Raw genomic sequence first — 16068 nt, 5'->3', positions numbered from 1 at the left:
GATAAAAAACGGGTTTGCAGGGCGGGTGCTGAAACGGGGACGGAGACTCAGTTTCTCTTCTGAGCCAGGCTGCAGACTGCAGTGGCTATGCGGTCATTGCCGCCGTAATCCTTCAAAATCTCTATGCCGTAATATCCTGCTTCCCGCAAAAGATCTGAGACAGCCTCCGCCTGGTCATAACCGATCTCGAGGAGAAGACGTCCGCCGACCACCAGATGGGCAGGCGCCTCCCTGATGATCCTTCTATAGAAATCCAGTCCGTCTCCGCCGCCGTCCAGGGCCATCCGGGGCTGCGCGCAGCGCACCTCAGGCTGCAGGGTGTCGATGACAGATGTCGGAATATAAGGAGGATTTGAAATAATCATATCATATCCCGAGGTATAAGACATGCCCGGAAATCCCGATTCTGACTTTTCCGACTCTGTACTTTTCTCTGCCTGGTCGTCTCTGATTTCTTCTCTTTTATTATCTTCTTTTTTATATTTTTCTCTTTTATTATCTTTATCATCATTATCTTTTTTATTTAAAGGATCCAGCGCATCAAACAGATCTCCCTGGAGCCACACAGTCTGGTCGGAAAGTCCATGAGCGGAAGCATTCCGGCGCGCGATCTCTAAAGCTTTCTCCGATAAATCCGTACCCACACCGATACAGCCGTTTGTATAGTGAAGCAGGCTCAGAAGGATGCATCCGCTGCCTGTGCACAGGTCCAGGATCCTGGATCCGTCGTCGATCAGGCGCAGAGCTTCCTCAACCAGGTTCTCCGTATCCTGCTCGGGGATCAGGACATCTTCAGACACGATAAAGGGAAGTCCCATAAAGGACTGCTCCCCGACTATATAAGCGAGCGGCTCCCTGGCTGCCCTGCGCTTTATGCCTTTCAGAAAAGCGCTCCTAAGGTCATCGCTGACAGGCATCCCCGGCTCAGCAAGCAGCCTGTTGGTATCGATCCCGCAGAAATGCTCCAGCAGCAGCCTTGCATCCAGCGCCGCATCCTCAAGCCCGGCCAGAAGCGCCATGCCTTCTTCATAGACATCCCTGCATGGATAAAACTGAACTTCTTCAATCATAGATTGCTGCTCCTGTTACCTGATTTCATTCTGCAATACAATCTGCTGCTTCCCGCCGGCCGCCCGGAAACTCCCTTTCCAGATAATCCCGCCAGTCAAAAACGGCTTCGACAGAGGCAATTGCCACCTCCAGCATCCGATCATCCGGCTCCTTTGTCGTCAGACCCTGCAGCATAAGTCCGGGTTTGGACAGAAGGGCGATAACAGGGTTGTCCGAGCTTCCCGCAAACCGGATCAATTCATAGGAAATGCCGGAGATCACCGGCAGGAGCAGGATCCGCAGGCCCACTCTGGCAATAGGATTTCTGACGCGGATAAAGAAAAACAGGACGATGCTCACCATCATGACAAACAGAATGAAACTGCTGCCGCAGCGCTTGTGGAGGCGGGTGGCCTTCTTCGCGTTTTCCACAGTCAGTTCATTTCCGCCCTCGAGGCAGTTGATACACTTATGCTCCGCCCCGTGGTACTGGAAGAGCCTCCTGATATCTTTCATCTGTGAGATCACCAGGATGTAGCAGACAAAGATAGCAATGCGGATGATTCCCTCAAAGAGGGAGAGCAGGGCCGTGCTGCCGGTCAGCTTCACCACATGAGAAGCCAGAAAATAGGGGAGCACCATAAACAGACCGATTGCCAGAACAAAGCTCAGGACCATCACAACTGCTGTCAGGGCCTGTTCGCCGAAGGATTCCTTTTTTTCATCGGAATTCTTTTCCGAGGTCTCTCCCGGATCGTTTTCAAGAGCAGGAGAATCCGCTTTGTCCGTATTTTGGGACGAAACCGCAGAACCAGCGTTTTCCGAATCCTTTCCTGTATCCGAGGAAAGGGCATTCGACTCCTCCCCATTCTTTTCTGCATTCGCAGAATGGGCTTTCGGATTCTCCTCATTCTTTTCTGCATTCGCAGGATGGGCTTTCGGATTCTCCCCATTCTTTTCTGCATTCGCAGGATGGGCATCCGGATCATCCTCTGCATAGATCTCCGCGGAATAATTCGTGCAGCCCAGTCCCAGGATCATGGAATCGATAAAGACAAAAATGCCCCGGATAAAAGGGATCTTTTTCAAAACGGAATCCGCCAGGATTCCCTTGTAAGTATCCTTTTTTAAAACAATACTCCCATCGCTTTTGCGCACGGCAATGGCATATTTATCCTTGTTGCGCATCATGACGCCCTCGAGGACAGCCTGTCCGCCGATTCCTGAATTGCGCTGTCTGCATTCTTTAATAACACTATTACCTGTATTTTTATTTGTATTTGCTTTTGTTTTTGTTCGTGAATTCATATGCTGTTTCTTTAACCAGACAAGGTGGGCCTTGTCTGTCTTATATCTGTCTTTTATATATAACAACAACGGCAAGACACAGCGGAAAATCCGCTGCTGCCTTGCCGTCTGCATTTTTGTATCAATATTAGTTGTTGCCCAGGCCATACTTCCTGTTGAACTTATCGATACGACCCTTGGCAGCCGCTGTCTTCTGCGTGCCGGTGTAGAATGAATGGCACTTGGAACAAACTTCGACGTGGATCTCCTTGGAAGTGGAGCCGGTCACGAAGGTATTGCCGCAGTTGCAGGTTACAGTTGCCTGGAAATACTTGGGATGGATTCCCTCTCTCATGATTTTTCCTCCTTACCTGAGCGCCTGATGCCGAATCTTCCGGTAGATTTCTGAAAAAGACTCCGGGAGGATACGGATACTGGTTTAAGCGCCCCGTATGATTCAAAAAAGTGATATGCGTCCGTTGGTGCAGGATACACAAGTGAACTGCTGTGGTGAAATCCTGACTTTTCCCATTTATCAGGGTTTTCCTGAACAGCATTTCAGATTATATCACGCACTCCCACGGCATGCAAGAGAAAAATTATCTTTCTCACAACTGCCTTTCTCACAACTCGTCCAGATCCGGCAGTTCCGGTGTATCGTCTTCCTCAAAGGTCTCTTTGCCAAGTTCCGTGATTCTGGTCTTACCGGCTTCGCCGTACTGGTAGAGCTGGTCAAAAAATTCGATAGCGGCGCGGATCTTGGTCCGGAGCAGGTAGCCTCCGGCTTCGGTCGCTGCATAGATGGACTCGGCGGAGACGTCCGGGTGCCAGCCATATGCCTTTCCGTGGAAATCCTGGATGCTCATGAGGATCCGGGTGATCTCCTCCTTCGTCAGAGGCGCTAGCTCAGGGGCGTTTTCGATCGCTCTGAGCGAGGCTTCCGCCGCTGAGAGAGCATCGCCGTCTTCGGCGAATACTTCACGCACATTCTCAAATTCTTTCTTTTTATCGATCACATCTTCCACATAGGAAGAGCTGAAGGCAAACAGGGAAAACACCCCTTCAAGCTTCGGAGAAGGCTTCAAAAAGCGCTGCATCTCTACGTAGCTTTTTGCGCGGGCCTTCTTGCCCATGCCCCCGATGAGTTCCGCTTCGTCAAACAGCAGCACCCATCCATTGTAGCCGAGCTGTTTGAACAGATGGCTGATAAAGCAGAAATAATCAAAAACATGTTTTGTCTTGCTGAAATTCTGATTAAATTTTGCTACAGATCCTGTGATCCTCCTGTAGCTCCGTTTGATCAGCGGACCTGTCGTAAAGTCACCCTCGAGGTCGGCGAGGAAGGCGTACCGCTCCTCTTCCTCCTGTGTTCCCAAAAAGGCGCGCAGGAGAAAATAGAGTTTGTCCGTTTCCATCTCCTTTGCCGCATAGGCCAGAAGTTCACCGGAAACATTGCTTCCCTGTGTCAGATCCTCCAGCTTCCTGCGGAAGCCCGGCTGGGCAGCACCCGGCAGATAAGTGTTGGCAATGATCTTAGGGTACAGCTGATGAAGCTTGTCGACAGGGGTCTCCTTGCCCAGAGAAACGCAGGATACCGCCATGTTTTCCGCGAACGCCATGCTGAACACGGTATTGAGCAGGTGTGTCTTTCCCTCTCCGTAACGTCCGGTAAACACCATGCCTCCGGAACGTCCCGTCTCGCGCACGGACTCCAGCCGGTCCTGCACCCTGCGGAGCATTGCCGGCCGCGCCTCCGAAAAATACTCGCCGACCGCGCGGGACGGCACTCCGCTGCGCAGCGCTTCAATCACATGACGCGCATTGAAGTCAGTCTCCCCATGCTCGCGTCCAGATTGCTCTTGTATCATTTACAGCCCTCCTCTTTCCGCAGACTCAGCTGATATCGACAGTTTTTACCTCTTTGACACTCAAAAACTGCCGAGGCTGGTCAACGGGCGGTCAGTCATCAATTATCTTCAGACAGCACTTCGCGCACCACCAGATAAGGAAGCCCGATCCCGCCGAACTTTGATCGTTCCAAAAGCCCGCCGGCTTTTTCCTTATCCAGTATTTTTGCCGGCCTGCCATAGTCAGACAGGACCTGTGCGATCTTTCCGGACATCTCGATCAGGACATCCTCCGTGTAGAATTCCTCCGCGTAGCGGTCCAGGTCAATGATATCCGCAAACCGGTTAAACCGCGTGCTCACCACTTCGTTCTGGATCCTCATCCAGAGAGCCTGATAAGTCTTGAATCCGGTGTTTTCATTGTCCATGAGGCCGCGCTCGAATCCGAACAGGAACATAATGTAGCGCATGTTGTCGATATCATCGATCAGCTGCCGGATGCTCTCGAAAGCATCGTTGCGGCGAAGCTTCGTGTAGCGCATGGCACTGCCTGCCGCCCGGTTCATGACCATCTCAAGATCGTCGATACAGACGATCAGCCCCCTGTATCCCGCCCGATGCACGACCTCGGCCAGAGAACGCAGCAGATGGCGGGCATTGATTTTTGTGACTCTGGAAGGAGACAGCCCCAGCGTGCGGAGCTGCCCGAGCTTGACAGACTTGTCTCCGTATAAAAAAGACAGGACCAGCTCCCGGCTGGCCGGCTCCAGGACAGGGTGCCCCAGGATCCCGCCGGTCAGAATCGAACAGCAGCAGGCAAAGTTGTTGTCCAGCAGAGGGTTTTTGGTGAAATATGACCGCAGAGCACTGCGGATCTCTCCCCGGGAGATCGGATCTGCCTCTCCCTTCTCAGAGAGATGATCCATGAAGCTCTTCCCCGGGCCGATCTGCGCCGGGTCATAGCCCAGTTCCCGCACGATCTGGTCCGCACAGCCCTGCAGGATATGTTCGATATCGCACTGCCGGAGGATCTCCAGGTAGATTTCCCTGAAATCATGGAGCCAGACATCTTTCGCGGAAAAGGAAACCGTCAGGAATCCCCTGGCCGCAGCTTCATCCAGCATACGCATGGAAAAATGGGTCTTACCGCTCCCGCTCCGTCCGGTGACGAACTTCATTTTGCTCCCGCCCCGGCTTATATAATTTTCCAGATACTGGTCACACAGAAAAGCTGTCAGCGGATCCAGACCGGCCGTCATTTTTTCCAGAAGGGCGCCCCGTCCCGGGGGCATCCCTTTTTCCAGCCGTTCAAGCGCAATGCTGCCGCCCGCCATTTGCTCCGTCATGAGATCGTCCCCTTTCAGTCTTCTTTAATCATCTTTAATGTGTTAATGAAAGATTCCACACCGGAACTGCTCAGGACCCGGATACCGCTCTTCCCGTCCCGGCTCGTTCCGAAATAATATTTTCTGCCGGTTCTGGAAACCCAGGCATCCGTCCCTTTTTCGTAGAGCCTTGCAAGGTCAAAGGCATAGGCCTGCTTGTCATAATCCTTTCTCGCACGGGCAGTAGGGGCAAGGAATTTATATATTTTATCCAGACTCTGCGTACTGCCGGTCCGGGCATTTGACTTCAGGCAGGCCAGCTCATAGGCATCCGCCAGCTCTGTCATAAAGGTCTGTTCATTGAATTTGGCGTTATAGAGCCTGGCCTGGTCAGCGTGAATGGATTCCGCCACAAAAGAAGGCCGGAAGCTGGGCAGCTTTTTGCGGTTGATCCAGATCTCACTGTCGTGTTCCTCATCGCCGATGATCCTGACCTTGAAGGGGAACATCTCATAGACGCCCGTCTCGCCGCGCACATCGACACCCTTTTCCGCACAGGCCTCCAGAAGCTGCTTTGTAAAATCTCCGTCGGCAAAATATGCCCTTGTGTCAAAAGAATCTATTTCGCTCCGGACGGCATCAATGCCCTCCTGCAAAGTCTTCGCTGCTTCCGCGATGGCTTCAAGACTTTTTTTCACTTCCGCCAGGTTGCCGGTCTCTGTATTCTTCTGGATCGCTTTCTGCTGCTTTGTGACAGCCGCCGCCGAATCCTTCAGCGCCTTTTCCAGAGGCTGGAGCGCCCCGTAGAGTTCCTCATAATTCTGCATGACAGTTTGTCTCCTCTCATATGCCGATCGTCTGCTGATCGTTTTCTGATAGTTTGCTGATCGTTTCTTGTTGTGCCTGTGTTTTGATCCGTATACCTTTTTCCGGACTTATTTCCGGCCTCGGAAGGCATCCCCGACGCGCTTCATGGCGCTCCAATAGTTGCGGTCGTGTCTCTCCTCTGACGACCGCGCTCTCTCCGCCTGTACCTTTGCAGGCAGCAGGTAATCCGCCCGGGCCAGGCCCTCAGTGAGGCATCTTCGCACCTCCTCGAGCTGCGCGGTATCGTATCCCCGCTCCCTCGCCGACCGCACCAGGCTGCCGCCGACGTATTCATACAGATCGTTGGCGAAAACATCTTCAGCCGTATAATACCGCAGACTGAAAGAATCACATTCCTCCAGTCCGGGAAGAAATGCGGCGTCGTCTGTCGATTCCCGTATGTAAATATAATAAAGGCAGGCTGCCGCCTTGCCCTGCGCCCGTCGTATCACGCGTCCCAACCGCTGCACACGCTGGCGCTCCACAGCTGTTGAACTTAAAACGATCCCTATATTGGCATCCGGAACATCAATTCCCTCATCCAGGGCCCTGCAGCTCACCAGGATCCGGAAAGACTGGTTCCGGAATTCCGACAGGACCCGTGCCCGCGCTTCCTTTGTCATCTGCGAATGATAGATCCCGCATACATTGCCAAAAGCCCTCCGGATCTGTCCGACCATCTCCTCAGCCTGGGTGATCCTCTCGCAGAAGATCAGGACCCGGTCATCCCGCCTCAGCTGACTCAAAATAGAGAGACAGCAGGAGATCCTGGCCCTGGCCAGGGTGCTGATCTCCTTTCTCTGCCAGGTCAGCATCAGATAGGCGCAGGCTGTCTCCTCGGGATCCATGTCCGCCTCCCTGGCGATACGCATCACAGCCCTGATGAAGGATTTCTCTCTTCGCTCCCTCAGCTTTTTCAGCTCCGGATGTTCCCTGAGAAGCTGCACGAGCGTTCTCCCTATCCTGTAGGTGAGGTCGGCATATTCCTGCCTCTCATCTGCAAAAAAAGAGGCTGACACCTCGCATACTGTAAAGGGAGAAATGATTCCTTCTTTTACAGCGGCGTCAAAGCCGTACTCATAAATTTCCTTTCCCAGAGATCTGAGCAGAACCTCGTCATTGGAAGTCCCGAACGGCGTCGCCGACAGTCCCAGGCACAGATACAGGGATTCCAGCCTGTCTGAGGATTCATTCAGGTCTTCCACAAATCCAAAAATCTTCCGGTTTTCTTTACTGGTATAATGGTGGCATTCATCACAGATCAAAAAGACATGCCTTTGCAGAGCCAGGTCCCTGCGGATGTGCCCCGCAAGCGTATCCCTGGCCGAATTGATGATATAGATCATCACCCGCCGCTCTGGATCGTCCCTTTTTCCGCCGCCGAAAAACCCCGGCCTCCATTTTTCCGAACCGGCCTGATGCAGAAGCGCCGTCTCCCACTGATGAGCGAGCGGGATCGTGGGCACCACGATCCTGACCATGAGGTCAGGAAACAAGTCCCTTGCCCGATCGATCGCCGCAAGAGCCAGATATGTCTTACCGGCTCCGGTCACTACATTGATGATCCCCCGAAACCGGTTTCCCTCCCATGCAGCAAGGCATTCCTTCTGCCAGGCGTACAACTTCTTGTTCTTCATAACTCCCGCACAAATGGAAAAGTCCCGCGCAAAATGAAAAAGACAGTTCTTTTGTCTGCCTGAAATCCTTTTAGATCCCTGTTTGACCTTTTAAAGCCCTTTGTGACCTTTAAATTCTTACAAATCCAGTACAGACATGGCGGACAGTGCTTTCTCTGCCATAAAACATTAAATCTCAGTATACAGGAATATTCGCCATTGGACAATCGTTAAATGATCGGTCCTGCTTTTCACTTCAATATTCGAGTGGCATTGTTGTCAATCGCAGCGCCGTTGTGACTCCTTTCTCCGCATTGAACACTTGAACGTCAGTCATACGGCAAACGGATATATTGACGGACATGAAGAGAATGGTATTTTCGTAAACAAGCAGATCGGATGGGGCAGGAAAAGACTACCCATCCGATCTGTTTTCTATTTGTTATTCTTTTCCCCTGTGGTTCCTTCCATTGTATAGTCATGACCACTACACCAGATGTAATCCAGATCTCCCTCTCATTTCTTGACAAAAAGATTAACAGGAATTAAAATGCATTTGAAATTTAACAAAAGTTAAAAAGAATTAATTAAAATTAAAAGGAAGGATTATGAGGGAGGCGTATAATGAACAACCCTTTTACGATCTCTTTTGGAATGCTGCCGCAAAAACTGATCTCCAGGCCTGCGCAGACTAACGAAATTATCGATGCTTTCACGTCTGATCAGGCTCCGACACATACCTTCATGATCACAGGGGTACGTGGATCCGGAAAAACTGTCATGATGACGGAAATCTGCAATGTTCTCCGAAACAGAAAAGACTGGACAGTCCTGGAACTGAACCCGGAAAAGGATGTTTTAAAGAGCCTCGCCTCCAAGCTGTATAACTTAGATACATTGAAACACCTTTTTTCCAATGCGGGTATCAGTGTCTCCAGCATGGGCTTTGGATTTACTATCGACAACACACCGGTGGATGATTATGAAGTTATTGTGGAAAGAATGCTGAAAGTGCTGAAAAAACACCACAAACATCTCCTGCTTGCTGTGGATGAAGCGGTGAACAATCCTTATATCCGGGAGTTTGCGCATGCTTTTCAGATATATCTTCGCCAGGATTATGATATTTTTCTTCTGATGACGGGGTTATATGAGAATCTGTATGAACTGCAAAATGAGAAATCTCTGACCTTCCTGTACAGAGCACCAAAAGTTTTTCTGGAGCCTCTCAGTTTTGACATGATTGCAGAAAGCTATTCGGCTGTATTTGATCAGGAGCCTTCTGTCTCCGTTGAGATGGCAAAACTCACCGGAGGTTACGCATTTGCCTATCAGGTCCTCGGATATCTGAAGTGGGAACGAAAACCCGCTGAAATAAAGAATCTGCTCCCGGAATTTGACCATTATCTCGCCGATTATGTGTATGACAAAATCTGGTACGGGCTGACAGAAAAGGAGAGGCTGATCCTGCATACAATTGTAAAAAAGGCAGGCAGCCAGTATGCCCGCAGCATGAAGATCAGGGATGCCACCGGGATAACAAAAAACGCATATGGCGTCTATCGGGACCGGCTGGTGCACAAAGGGGTCGTGGACGGGCGTCTATATGGACAGCTCCGTCTTGCTCTTCCCGGCTTTGAAAGATTCATCCAGAAGAAGGAACTGTATGCATGAGCCGACAGCGGCATGGCGCTATGCTCTCTTCCATGTTAAACTATGTTATGTGTTTCCGGCGGAGGTAACCTTATGATTCATGATATTGAGATCCATACTATGGATGATCTTTTCCGTATGGTTTCGGAGCAGGAATACCGGGAAGATCTGGGCCGCAACAGGGACCTGTTCGTCTACCGCGGCGAACCGGATGCTTCTTTTACGCTCTCTACGAGCCTGAAGCGGAACTGCAAAGATAAGAGGACACTGCTTGAGCCCACCATGCTGCTCAATTTTACCAAGTACGCTGTACTGGAGGAGCCGACGATCGAGAAGTCGATCTGGAACCAGATGATCCTGGGGCAGCATCACGGACTGCCCACCCGCCTTCTGGACTGGACCTTCTCTCCCATGGTGGCTCTGCATTTTGCGATGACAGAAAATGACCTTGAGATGATGGATGCCCACGATTCTGTCGTCTGGCGCATCGACATTCATGAGCTGCATGCCATGCTGCCGCTCAAATACCGGAGGATCATCCGCAAATACAACACGACAGTCTTCTCTGTCGACATGCTCAACGAAGCCTGCAGCAGTCTGCACCAGTATGACGAAGATATGCAGGACCGCTGCATGGCTGTCATTGAACCGCCCTCATTCGATCCCAGGATCATTAACCAGTATTCATTTTTTTCTGTGGTACCGGGGAAGATGGAAAATGTGACAGAGTTTCTGAACAGGCACACAAACCTCACAGCCCGCTATATCATTGACAAAAAGCTCCGATGGCGGATCCGCGATATGCTCGACCACCACAATATAACGGAGCGCATTGTTTATCCCGGGCTTGACGGCCTTTCCAGATGGCTGGGACGTCATTATTTTGTAAAAAGCTGAAGGAACAGGCGTTTAGAGCATTCCGTTCAGAGTATTATTATAAAAGATTGATAAAGGAAGTAATCACAAGAGCTGTCATAAGTTTTTAAGAGCTATAATTATAAGAGCTATAATTAGTTTTACGTTTTTTTCAAAAGGTATTGCAAAAGGAGATACTCCATGAATAAACGACCTCCCCGTGATTCGGTTTTTTCCCGTGATTCTGTTATTTTCATGCTCCTCAGAAACAGGATCTTCCTCCTGCTGATGCTGGTGATCATCAGTCTCGTATCGGTCTTTTTCCTGGAACCCTGGGCAGTTTCCCCTGAGGTCCAGGAGCACACGATCACCTCATTGGATGAGAAAAAAAAGGATGTGCAGGAGCTGACGGCTGCAGCCACAGCTGCTTCTGTAGGGATCACGCTCCTTCCCGGCGATGCCGCGACTCCGGTCGCGGATAAGATGGCTGACCTGAGTACATACATGCTGATCGTTCTGTGCGCGATCTATTTGGAAAAGTATCTGGTGACGGTCATGGGTATGGTGACCTTCCGTTATATCATCCCCTTTGCCATGGTGATCATGGGGGTTTCTTTGTTCTGGCGAAGGCGGATGTGCAGGCTGCTCTCTTTGAGAGTTCTGCTCTTCGGGCTGGCTCTCTATTTCGTGATCCCGATCAGTGTAAGGATCACGGATATCATTGAAACTACTTATAATTCCTCCGTGCAGAGTGCTGTTGAAGCGGCAAACGAGCTTTCCAGAGAAGCCAAGGCACAGAAAGAACAGGAAGAAGAAGCCAAGAGGCTCGAGGAAGAGCGAAAAAAGGAGGAAGAGGCGCAAAAGGGTCTGCTGGAAAGAATAAAGGATATTCCTTCCGCCTTCTCAGAATCCGCGTCCGACGTCGTTGCCAGCGTCACGCAGGTCTCAGAGGAAAAGATCAAAGAGCTTGAAGTCATGCTCAACAATTTTCTGGAATCGATTGCAGTCATGATCATCACATCCTGCGTGATCCCGATTCTGGTCCTTCTGGTCTTCTTCCATATGATCAAGCTGGTACTCAACCTTGGAAACGTCGAACATCTGGCTGTCCTGCACAGCAGGAGGGACTAAACCGGGCAGTCATCGGAGACGGCAGCCTGTAAGAAAAGCCCATCGAGGAATTATTTATGAGGATTAGTTTTGTAACGAGGTAAACACAGTCAAAATTATGAATCAGCTTCTATATAATTTAAAAAAACATGGATTCAGATCCGTCCTGGTCCTCCTGTTCGCTGCAGTCCTGCTGACTGTTTTTCTGTTCACCCCCGATCTTGCTTTCAGGGCGCCGCGGCAGGAGTATGAGAACAACGATGTCAAGAACAGCCGGATCATTTTTTCAAAGCCCTCCGGCTTTTATAGGGATCCTTTCACTCTAAAGATCAAGGCTCCCACTTCGGAGATCTACTATACCCTGGACGGGACGGATCCCGTGCGCGGGCAGGAAGGCACCTTCCAATATACGCGGGAGGGTGTGGAGATCACGGACGCCACAGACAATGATAATGTCCATTCCATGCGCACGGATGTGACCACAGGCTTTGACCTGAAGGCTGTGGAGGAGCTCAGCAAAAACCGGCGGCCCATGAATTATCAGGTTCCCGATTATAAAGTCGACAAGTGCACGATCCTGCGCGCAGCTTTCTATAATGATGACGGGGAACGGAGCGAGATCCAGACAGGCGCCTGGTTTATCGGTTTTGAGGGCCGGGAGGGATACGGCGGGATCAGGACGGTTTCCATTGTGACCGACCCCGCAAACCTTTTTGACTATGAAAAAGGAATCTACGTCACCGGTAAGGCTTTTGACGATTTCGTAAAGGCGGATGGATTTAATGACAGCCACAAGTGGTACCGCCACTTCTGGTGGTGGTGGGACGCCAACTACCGCAACGGCGGCCGGGACTGGGAGCGGCAGGCCAATGTCCAGTTTTTTGACAAAGACGGGCAGCTCCTTTTGCAGCAGGAAGCCGGCATCCGGATCCAGGGCGGCGGCAGCCGGGGTTTCTATCCCAAGAGCCTTAATCTCTACGCCCGTAAGGATTATGACGGCAACTCCCGCTTTCACTATGATTTCTTTGACACGGGATTTGAGGCAAAACGCCTGACGCTCACGACCGGCGGCGACGATGTCTATACGAAGCAGAAGGACAGGCTGGTCTCGGAGCTGACAGCGGATCAGGATTTTGCCATCATGCATTATGTGCCGGTCTTCCTTTTCCTTGATGGTGAATTCTGGGGCGTCTACCATCTGACGGAAAAATATGACGAGAAGTATTTCAGTTATTATTACGATGTTCCCGAGGAAGAAGTCCTGGAGATCAAGAACAACTCGATCGAGGTGGGGACAAAAGAGGACCTCGCTCTGTATGAGGAAATGAAATCCTTCATCGAAGAATCCGATATGTCGGTCGAAGAAAATTATGAAAAAGCCTGCGGCCTGATGGATATGGACAGCTTTATCAATTACTTTGCTGTTCTGACCTACTGCGCCAGGTGCGGCGACTGGCCGAGCGGAAACTTTGCCCTGTGGAGAACGAGGCCTCCCGCAGATCCTGAAGCACAGGAAACACAGAAGACACAGGAGATACAGGAAAAAAAGGAGACCACTCCGGCACCTGCTGCTTCCGGAGGAGGATCCCCCTACCGGGACGGCCGCTGGCGCTGGGTCCTGTTCGATGTCAATTCGGCCGCGATCTCCTCTGAACTGAAGCAGAATCAGCACGATACTCTGCAATATGTCATCAAGACCAGTAAAATGTTCGAAAGCCTGAGTAAAAACCCCGGCTTTCGGGAACAGTTTTCCCGCCAGATCCTGGAATACGGGCGCACGGTCTTTTCTCCTGAATCCGTAAACGAAAAGACGGACGAGTACGAGGCAGAACTGACCGAACCCATGAAACTGCATCTCAAGCGGTTTTTCGGGGAGGATTCCGAGCTCGATTTCAATCAGATCACAGAGACTGAAATCCGGGATTTCTTTACCGACAGATACAGCATCGTTGAAAAGATACTGGAGGAAAACTTTCAGGATGATTCTGAAGAATAAGAGCTGAAAAACCAGAAAAGCCGCCGGGACAGTATGATCAGACCCGGCGGCTTTTATTCTTATTATTGTTTCTTCTCTTTCTTCTCGATTGTTCCTTATCTATTGTTCCTTTTCTATTATTCCTTTTTTATTTCTCTTCAACCTTTTTTATTCTGGAAAGTTTTTTCTTTTGGCCGAAAAGTTTTTTTTTATTCTGAAAAGTTTTTTCTTTATTCCGGAAAGATTCTGGTCTTATGCAGATCCGACATGGCAGGATAACCATATGCGGTCTCCGCATTCTGTACCCCGTCGAGAATAGCTTCCGAAACTGCCCAGGCTGCCAGAGTTCCCACTGTATCAATTCCTGCGGGAATCTCCCCTGTGCTTTCCGTATCACAGTCGGCATCTATGACTTCAAAATGGTGGCTGCCGCCCCGGGTGACCGAGAGGGCGATGATGCTGTCCCCGTCTCCGGATGTGTGGATCGGGGAAATGGATCTGGCAAATCCGTCATGGGCCATGGCCGCCATCTTGCACAGCTCAGCCTTGCTTAAAGAAGCATTGGTAAACACGATACCGATCGTGGTATTGAGAGCTGTCTCCGCCGCAGGAGCATCCTGAATCCTGGAGGCTTCGTTTTTTCTCAGAAAAGAGACCATATCCTCCATTCCGTACAGTCTGCCGTCGTCTGTGCGCGCGCCGGCGATCTTCTGTCCGGTCTTCCAGTTATAGATATCCCCGAAGGCATTAACTGCCACAATAGCGCCGACCATGAGGCGGCCTTGTCTGAGTACGCAGGAACCGATCCCGCCTTTCATGGCATGATCTCCGCCTGCGTATTTACCAACAGTGGCTCCGCACCCTGCGCCATAGTTTCCGCTGCGAAAGTTTCCTCTCTTTCCGGCCTCTGCCATCTGGCAGGCGGCGTAACCCATTTCCTGATCCGGGCGGACGCGCGGGTCACCCACCGGCAAATCAAAAATGTCCACCTGTGTGACCAGGGGAACATGGATATCGCGGACTTCCACGCCAAATCCCTTTTTCTCCAGATAACGCATGACACCGCCCGCAGCATCGAGGCCAAAAGCGCTCCCGCCGCCCAGAACGGCAGCATGGATCCTCTGTGCCGTCGCTACCGGATTGAGGATGCCGGTTTCCCGCGCCGCGGGACCGCCCCCTCCGATGTGCAGGCCTGCGCGCATTCCCTCCGGGTCTTCACAGAGAAGGACTGTGATCCCGGTACCGCCGGCTTTGTTTTCTGTCTGTCCGATCCTTATCCCGGGAAAAGAATCCAGGGAGACCTTTACTATATCCATTTTTTGTTTCCCCCTTTCTGATATGGGATCAGGGATGTATCTGTTATTTCGCTGCATGTTCGCGCTGCGCGATCAGGGCTGTACCTTTTGCTGCCAGGTCGGGTTCATGGATATAAGGGTGCCTGATCCATTCTGAGACCACTCCGGCGTTTCCGCCTGTCAGGACCAGGGTCAGCGGGCAGCCAAGCTGCTCTTCCACATGGGCTGCCAGGCCGTCGATCATGGCTGCCGCTCCAATGACTGCGGCGGAAAGCATACACCCCGCCGTATCCCGTCCGATCAGGTCTTCTTTCTTGACGTGTCCGGGTTCCAACTGAGGGAGCTGGGCCGTTCCCGAGCGGAGGGCGTTCAGGGAGGTCCGCACGCCTGCGGCGATCATGCCGCCTAGAAATTCCCTGTTTCCGCTGACGACATTGATGGTCGTCGCAGTCCCCAGATCCGCTGTCATTACCGGCAGAGGATATCGTTCAGCTGCCCAGGCGGCATCCGCGATCCTGTCCGCTCCGACTTTTTCCGGAACCGGAATATCGGAAAAAAGCAGGCCGGAATCGCAGTGGCAGTTGACGACTACCGGAGAGACTCCGCAGATTTTTTCGGCAAAGGCAGCAGCCGCAGGAGTACAGGCCGGAACGACGCTGGAAACAGCGGCCGCCACAATCTTCTTATCCGGTGAGACATTCCGCCTCAGGATCCCTTCCGCAGCCTCCATAAAAGAGGGCAGATCTTTCCCTGTCTGTGTGGGAATCTTCTCCATAAAACAGATCTCATAATCCGAGGGCAGACCGGGTTGAAATGGATGCTTTTCTGTTGAGGCGGAAGTGCCGGTCCTATCCCCCGCTTCATTGAACTGCGGTTCCAGTCCTGTAAATGCGATTGTCGTGTTTCCTATATCGATTGCGAGTACCAAGACGGGGTCTCCCTTCTTTCGCGCAGCAATGAGCCCATGCGCAGATGAAAATGACGGCAGCCGCTGTGAGCCTGCTCACAGGCAGACGAAAGGCATTTTCTGATACATACGGCGAATGCCGCGGCAACGAACGATGAAGCTGTGAGTCAGTCGGTATGGCGAAACGCTCCCCGATACAGTAATTACTACAGTTTCACAAACCCACAGCTGCTTCTCCACTATTACTCGGGCATTTATTACTCGAACATTTATTACTCGGA

13 protein-coding genes are annotated in these 16068 nt (G+C 51.4%); 4 read left to right on the top strand and 9 right to left on the bottom strand.

The features are described from left to right. Nucleotides 1-47: 47 nt before the first annotated feature. The 7 genes from BLT02_RS17660 to BLT02_RS00920 form a co-directional block, all read right to left on the bottom strand. Nucleotides 48-1070 (bottom strand): N5-glutamine methyltransferase family protein, encoded by a 1023-nt coding sequence (locus BLT02_RS17660; protein ID WP_092990973.1) that lies wholly within the window; start codon nucleotides 1068-1070, stop codon nucleotides 48-50. 25 nt (nucleotides 1071-1095) lie between these two features. After that, complete coding sequence (locus BLT02_RS00945) at nucleotides 1096-2358, bottom strand: DUF1385 domain-containing protein (RefSeq protein ID WP_242869655.1); 1263 nt, start codon at nucleotides 2356-2358, stop codon at nucleotides 1096-1098. 127 nt (nucleotides 2359-2485) lie between these two features. Further along, on the bottom strand, nucleotides 2486-2692 hold the full coding sequence (gene rpmE / locus BLT02_RS00940) for a 50S ribosomal protein L31 (protein ID WP_092990971.1): 207 nt from the start codon (nucleotides 2690-2692) through the stop codon (nucleotides 2486-2488). A 268-nt stretch (nucleotides 2693-2960) separates the two neighbouring features. Beyond that, nucleotides 2961-4205: a BREX system ATP-binding domain-containing protein gene (locus BLT02_RS00935; RefSeq protein WP_092990970.1), complete on the bottom strand. Its 1245-nt coding sequence runs from the start codon at nucleotides 4203-4205 to the stop codon at nucleotides 2961-2963. Between the two features lie 98 nt (nucleotides 4206-4303). Then, entirely contained in the window at nucleotides 4304-5530 is a 1227-nt protein-coding gene (locus tag BLT02_RS00930; protein WP_242869654.1) for a BREX system ATP-binding domain-containing protein, read from the bottom strand. 14 nt (nucleotides 5531-5544) lie between these two features. Beyond that, nucleotides 5545-6336, bottom strand: a complete 792-nt coding sequence (locus tag BLT02_RS00925) for a hypothetical protein (RefSeq protein WP_092990969.1) — start codon at nucleotides 6334-6336, stop codon at nucleotides 5545-5547. A gap of 108 nt (nucleotides 6337-6444) precedes the next feature. Continuing rightward, on the bottom strand, nucleotides 6445-8013 hold the full coding sequence (locus BLT02_RS00920) for a DEAD/DEAH box helicase (protein WP_092990968.1): 1569 nt from the start codon (nucleotides 8011-8013) through the stop codon (nucleotides 6445-6447). A 603-nt stretch (nucleotides 8014-8616) separates the two neighbouring features. Between BLT02_RS00920 and BLT02_RS00915 the strand changes: the two genes are divergently transcribed. From BLT02_RS00915 to BLT02_RS00900, 4 genes are all read left to right on the top strand, one after another. Next, nucleotides 8617-9666, top strand: a complete 1050-nt coding sequence (locus BLT02_RS00915; protein ID WP_092990967.1) for a hypothetical protein — start codon at nucleotides 8617-8619, stop codon at nucleotides 9664-9666. A 72-nt stretch (nucleotides 9667-9738) separates the two neighbouring features. Further along, entirely contained in the window at nucleotides 9739-10542 is an 804-nt protein-coding gene (locus tag BLT02_RS00910; protein ID WP_175453621.1) for an FRG domain-containing protein, read from the top strand. Between the two features lie 159 nt (nucleotides 10543-10701). Beyond that, the gene (locus BLT02_RS00905; protein WP_092990965.1) at nucleotides 10702-11631 is read left to right on the top strand and encodes a hypothetical protein; all 930 of its coding nucleotides are present in this window, start codon (nucleotides 10702-10704) and stop codon (nucleotides 11629-11631) included. Nucleotides 11632-11728: 97 nt separating this feature from the next. After that, complete coding sequence (locus BLT02_RS00900) at nucleotides 11729-13606, top strand: CotH kinase family protein (RefSeq protein ID WP_092990964.1); 1878 nt, start codon at nucleotides 11729-11731, stop codon at nucleotides 13604-13606. Nucleotides 13607-13815: 209 nt separating this feature from the next. Here BLT02_RS00900 and BLT02_RS00895 read toward each other — a convergent pair whose 3' ends face one another. Both BLT02_RS00895 and BLT02_RS00890 read right to left on the bottom strand, forming a co-directional pair. Beyond that, nucleotides 13816-14901: a P1 family peptidase gene (locus BLT02_RS00895; protein ID WP_092990963.1), complete on the bottom strand. Its 1086-nt coding sequence runs from the start codon at nucleotides 14899-14901 to the stop codon at nucleotides 13816-13818. A gap of 43 nt (nucleotides 14902-14944) precedes the next feature. Further along, nucleotides 14945-15808: a type III pantothenate kinase gene (locus BLT02_RS00890; RefSeq protein WP_175453620.1), complete on the bottom strand. Its 864-nt coding sequence runs from the start codon at nucleotides 15806-15808 to the stop codon at nucleotides 14945-14947. Between the last annotated feature and the right edge of the window lie 260 nt (nucleotides 15809-16068).

It is taken from the genome of Sarcina sp. DSM 11001 (assembly GCF_900101015.1).
Taxonomy (GTDB): Bacteria; Bacillota; Clostridia; order Lachnospirales; family Lachnospiraceae; genus CAG-791.
This window is presented reverse-complemented; position numbering and strand designations above follow the sequence as displayed.

What these genes read in the sequence shown, in the direction of transcription:
- BLT02_RS17660 (WP_092990973.1), bottom strand. Translation starts at nt 1,070, where the DNA reads ATGATTGAAGAAGTTCAGTTTTATCCATGCAGGGATGTCTATGAAGAA.
- BLT02_RS00945 (WP_242869655.1), bottom strand. Translation starts at nt 2,358, where the DNA reads ATGAATTCACGAACAAAAACAAAAGCAAATACAAATAAAAATACAGGT.
- rpmE (WP_092990971.1), bottom strand. Translation starts at nt 2,692, where the DNA reads ATGAGAGAGGGAATCCATCCCAAGTATTTCCAGGCAACTGTAACCTGC.
- BLT02_RS00935 (WP_092990970.1), bottom strand. Translation starts at nt 4,205, where the DNA reads ATGATACAAGAGCAATCTGGACGCGAGCATGGGGAGACTGACTTCAAT.
- BLT02_RS00930 (WP_242869654.1), bottom strand. Translation starts at nt 5,530, where the DNA reads ATGACGGAGCAAATGGCGGGCGGCAGCATTGCGCTTGAACGGCTGGAA.
- BLT02_RS00925 (WP_092990969.1), bottom strand. Translation starts at nt 6,336, where the DNA reads ATGCAGAATTATGAGGAACTCTACGGGGCGCTCCAGCCTCTGGAAAAG.
- BLT02_RS00920 (WP_092990968.1), bottom strand. Translation starts at nt 8,013, where the DNA reads ATGAAGAACAAGAAGTTGTACGCCTGGCAGAAGGAATGCCTTGCTGCA.
- BLT02_RS00915 (WP_092990967.1), top strand. Translation starts at nt 8,617, where the DNA reads ATGAACAACCCTTTTACGATCTCTTTTGGAATGCTGCCGCAAAAACTG.
- BLT02_RS00910 (WP_175453621.1), top strand. Translation starts at nt 9,739, where the DNA reads ATGATTCATGATATTGAGATCCATACTATGGATGATCTTTTCCGTATG.
- BLT02_RS00905 (WP_092990965.1), top strand. Translation starts at nt 10,702, where the DNA reads ATGAATAAACGACCTCCCCGTGATTCGGTTTTTTCCCGTGATTCTGTT.
- BLT02_RS00900 (WP_092990964.1), top strand. Translation starts at nt 11,729, where the DNA reads ATGAATCAGCTTCTATATAATTTAAAAAAACATGGATTCAGATCCGTC.
- BLT02_RS00895 (WP_092990963.1), bottom strand. Translation starts at nt 14,901, where the DNA reads ATGGATATAGTAAAGGTCTCCCTGGATTCTTTTCCCGGGATAAGGATC.